The 4,078-nt window shown below is 73.6% G+C and carries 3 protein-coding genes; all 3 read left to right on the forward strand.

Features of this window, described 5'->3' with window-relative positions; genetic code table 11:
• Positions 1-516: 516 nt before the first annotated feature.
• The 3 genes from ssd to E1293_RS45150 are packed head-to-tail and all read left to right on the forward strand — an operon-like array spanning position 517 to position 3,433.
• Positions 517-1,593 carry a septum site-determining protein Ssd gene (gene ssd / locus E1293_RS45140; protein ID WP_132206023.1) on the forward strand — a complete coding sequence of 359 codons (1,077 nt, stop codon included), beginning with the start codon at positions 517-519 and terminating at the stop codon, positions 1,591-1,593.
• A complete protein-coding gene (locus E1293_RS45145) occupies positions 1,590-2,741 on the forward strand; it encodes a TadA family conjugal transfer-associated ATPase (protein ID WP_132206025.1) in 1,152 nt (383 codons plus the stop codon). The genes ssd and E1293_RS45145 overlap by 4 nt, the downstream gene beginning before the upstream one ends.
• A complete protein-coding gene (locus E1293_RS45150) occupies positions 2,738-3,433 on the forward strand; it encodes a type II secretion system F family protein (RefSeq protein ID WP_132206027.1) in 696 nt (231 codons plus the stop codon). Before E1293_RS45145 ends, E1293_RS45150 begins: the two co-directional genes overlap by 4 nt.
• The last annotated feature ends 645 nt before the right edge of the window (positions 3,434-4,078 follow it).

The raw sequence follows: 4,078 nt of genomic DNA on the forward strand, positions 1-4,078 counted from the left end.
GCCCTCCCGCCCCGTGCCACGCTCTACATCGGCCCGACCGCATCACCTCGCGGGCCGGCCTCATGTCCCACGCCGGACCGCCGCCCCCGCCGCAGCAGATCCACGCCACGCCCGACACCGGGCCGCCTACCCTGCGCCGCGCTCCCGTCCCGCGCTCCCGTCCCGCCGCGCCGCCTTCAAAGCCTGCGCTGTGCCCCACATACAGGGTGGCCTACACCAGGGCGGCCCTCCCCATGCCGCCACATCGCCACCATGACGCGGCCCTGTTGGGCCGCGTCATGCGGCCCTACATCGGACCGCCGTCCTCGCCCTGGGGCGCCCTCGCGGCGCGGCTCCGCACTGTGGGTGCTGGTCGATTAGTCACGCTTTGCGTTGCTCGGTCGGGGACGATCGAGGGCGCTGCCGGGGTGGACGGCTCGAGGGCGGCGGCGAAGTTATCCACAGTTGGCGGAATCGGGGCGCACGTGGTGGCGGGCGCCGCAAGGTGGGGGTCTCCGAACGTCGAAGGAGTACCCGATGAACCTCGCGGCACTGATCGTTACGGGCGACCCCGCGCTCGCCGATGGCCTGCTTCGCCTCGCGGCCGCCGCCGATGCCCACGCCGAGGTCGCCTACAGCGCCGATGAGGCGAGACCCGCATGGACGTGGCCCGCCCTCATCCTCGTGGGCGCCGACGTCGCCGAAGACGTGGCGGCCGCCGACCTGCAGCGCCGTCCGGGCGTCGTCCTCGTCACCGGCGACGGCGCCACCTCCGAGGCGTACCGCCTGGCGGTGGAGGCCGGCGCGCAGGACGTCGCCGCGCTGCCCGACCACGAAGACTGGCTGGTCAACGCGTTCGCCGCCGCCTGCGAACCGGAGGGCGGCTGGGCCAGCACCCTCTGCGTCGTCGGCGCACGCGGCGGCGCCGGCGCCAGCGTCCTCGCGACCGCGCTGGGCCTGACGGCGGCGAATCAGGGCCTGCGCACCCTGCTCGTCGACGCCGACCCGTTCGGCGGCGGCATCGACCTCGTCCTCGGGCTGGAAACGCACGAGGGGGTCCGCTGGCACGACCTGGCCGAACGCCGCGGCCGCCTGAACACCGCCACGCTGCGCGAGACCCTGCCACGCTCGGGTGACCTCTCCGTGCTGTCCTGGCGGCGCGGCGAACCGGTCCCGGTCTCGGACGAGGCCGTCCGGTCCCTGCTGGACGCCGCCGTGCGCGGCTTCGACCTCGTCATCGTCGACGTCCCGCGCCATCCCGGCGACATCGGACGCGCCGCCCTGCGCTCCGCCGACGTCACGTTCCTGCTGGTCCCGGCCGAGGTCCGCGCCACCGTGGCGGCCGACGGCCTCGCCTCCGCGCTCCGCCACCACACCACCGACCTGCGCCTGGTCGTCCAGGGCCCGGCTCCAGGCGGCCTCACGCCGGACGCGGTCACCGGCGCCCTCGACCTTCCGTCAGCGGGAACCTTCGAACGCGACCGCCGGCTACCGGCCGCCATCGACGAGGGAGACCTCGAACGCGCCTGCCGCCGCGGCCCCCTGACCGACTTCTGCACCACCGTCCTGGCCGACCTCGCGCTCCAGCCCTACGCCTACCGGGAAGCCGCATGACCGGGCTTTCCGACGCGGTGCGCGACCGTCTCGCCCACAACGGCGGCGAGGCGACGACCGGGCGGGTCGCCGCGGCGCTGCGTGCGGAAGAGAGGCTGCTCGGCGACCGCGAGGTACTGGCCCTGGCGGACGAGTTACGCGCCGATTTCGTGGGCGCCGGGCCCCTGGAGCCGCTGCTGCGCTCCCCAGACGTCACCGATGTCCTCGTGAACGGCCCGGACGAGGTCTGGATCGACACGGGCGCCGGCCTCGTCCGCACGTCCGTCCGCTTCCCGGACGAGGCCGCCGTCCGCCGCCTGGCCCAGCGCCTCACGGCCGCCGCCGGCCGCCGTCTCGACGACGCCTCCCCGTACGCCGATGCCCGCCTGCCCGGTGGGGTGCGGCTGCACGCCGTCCTGCCACCGGTGGCCGCGTCCGGGACCTGCCTGTCCCTGCGGCTCCCCAGGCGCCGTGCCTTCACGCTGGACGAGCTGGTCACGGCGCACACGGTCCCGCCCGAGGGAGCCGAACTGCTGGCCGCGCTGATCGAGTCCCGCGCCGCCTTCCTGATCACCGGCGGCACCGGCACCGGCAAGACGACGCTCTTGAGCGGCCTGCTCAGCCTCGTGGACCCGTCCGAGCGTCTCCTCCTGGTCGAGGACTCCGCCGAACTCAAGCCGTCCCATCCCCACGTCGTACGGCTGGAGGCCCGTCCCCCCAACACGGAGGGGGCTGGAGGCGTGACGTTGAACGACCTGGTCCGCCAAGCGCTCCGCATGCGCCCCGACCGCTTGGTCGTAGGCGAGGTGCGCGGGCCAGAAGTAGTTGTACTGCTACAAGCTTTGAACACGGGTCATGAAGGCGGCTGCGGCACCCTCCACGCCAACACCGCCGCTGACGTCCCGGCGCGTCTCGAAGCGCTGGCTTGTGCGGCCGGCTTGACCCGGGAGGCCGTCCACAGTCAGTTGGCCGCCGCGCTGGACATCGTCGTTCACCTCGTCCGCGACCCAGGTGGAGGCCGCCGCCGCGTCGCCGAGATCTGCCTGCTGCGACGAGCACCCGACGGCCTGGTCGGCGTCGTCCCGGCCGTCTCGTTCACCGCGTCCGGCGAGGTCATCCCGGCCGCCGGTGCGGAAGCCCTCACCACACGGCTGCGAATCAAATCATGATCAACACCCTCGTCGTTCTCTGCTCCGGCGCCGCCGTCTGGACGTTCCTCACCCCTCCACCGGCGGCCCAGCGTCTAGACCGCCTTGTCGCGCCCCCGTCCACCGACCCGCTGCTCTCGCTGCAGAGGAGAGCCGAAGCCTTCAAAGAGCGCCGGACCCGCCCTCGTCGCCGCCGGACGTCCATCATCGAACTCTGCGACGCCATGGCCGCCGAACTGTCCGCCGGCCGGACGCCGGACGAGGCGTTCACGTCGGCCGCCGCCGTGCTCGACCCGCACGTGTCCAAGGAACTCCTCAGCCTTCCTCGCCCACCCCCTGACCACCTGGAGACGCTGGCCACGAAACCGGGCGCCGAAGGGCTCCGCCTCCTAGCGGCCTGCTGGCGCGTCGGCTCCGAACGCGGCGGCACTCTGGCCACCGTCCTGCACGGTCTGGCAAGCGCCCTCCGAGATGAAGAAGCGCAACGCCAGGACGTGTCCGTCCAACTGGCCGGCCCCCGTGCGACCGCCCGCCTACTGGCCGCCCTGCCCCTGCTGGGCCTGGCCATGGCCGCGGCCCTGGGCGCCCACCCCATCCCTTTCCTATGCGGCACCCTTCCGGGCCTCGGTTGCCTCATCACGGGCGTAGCCCTCAACGCAACGGGCCTCTACTGGACCCGTCACCTAGCCCAAGCCGCCGAATCCCCTCGCTAGCCCGCCCTCAGGACCTGAACCCCGAGTCCGACAACCCGAGCCACAGGGCACCGTGCCGCCCGCCACCACACGGCACTCCTTGGGCCATACCTCCTGGGGGACGACAGCCGACACCACCACGGCCGAACACGTCCGCACCAACCAGCGCACCGGCAACCGCGCGCAGCCGACGCCATCAGCTCCGCGCTGCAGGCGCCCACTTCCGCACGGCCCCCAACCCCTGGTGGCGAACAGGCCCAGCACCGACGGCGCCCGCAAGCGTCCGCCAGGCCCGGTGGCGATGATGCCCGCGAGTGTCTGTCGGGCCCGGCGGTGACGGTGCCCGCAAGCGTCCGCCAGGCCCGGTGGCGATGATGCCCGCGAGTGTCTGTCGGGCCCGGCGGTGACGGTGCCCGCAAGCGTCCGTCAGCCCGGTGGCGATGATGCCGGCGAGTGTGCGTCGGGCGCGGCGGTGACGGTGTCTGCAACCGTCTGTCAGGCCCGGTGGCGATGGTGTCCGCGTGTCTGTCGGGCCTGGCGCCGACGGTGCCCGCGAGTGTCCGTATAGGCCACGGGTCCGGTGGTGGCGCGGTGACGCGACCAGGGGCGGTGACGGCCGCTGCGGGACGTGGGGCCGAGCGTGGGGCCGAGCGTGGGGCCGAGCGT

Source organism: Actinomadura darangshiensis (assembly GCF_004349235.1).
Classification (GTDB): Bacteria; Actinomycetota; Actinomycetes; order Streptosporangiales; family Streptosporangiaceae; genus Spirillospora; species Spirillospora darangshiensis.

Bases quoted from the DNA above. Each gene is read 5' to 3' on its own strand.
- ssd (WP_132206023.1), top strand. From the start codon at position 517: ATGAACCTCGCGGCACTGATCGTTACGGGCGACCCCGCGCTCGCCGAT.
- E1293_RS45145 (WP_132206025.1), top strand. From the start codon at position 1,590: ATGACCGGGCTTTCCGACGCGGTGCGCGACCGTCTCGCCCACAACGGC.
- E1293_RS45150 (WP_132206027.1), top strand. From the start codon at position 2,738: ATGATCAACACCCTCGTCGTTCTCTGCTCCGGCGCCGCCGTCTGGACG.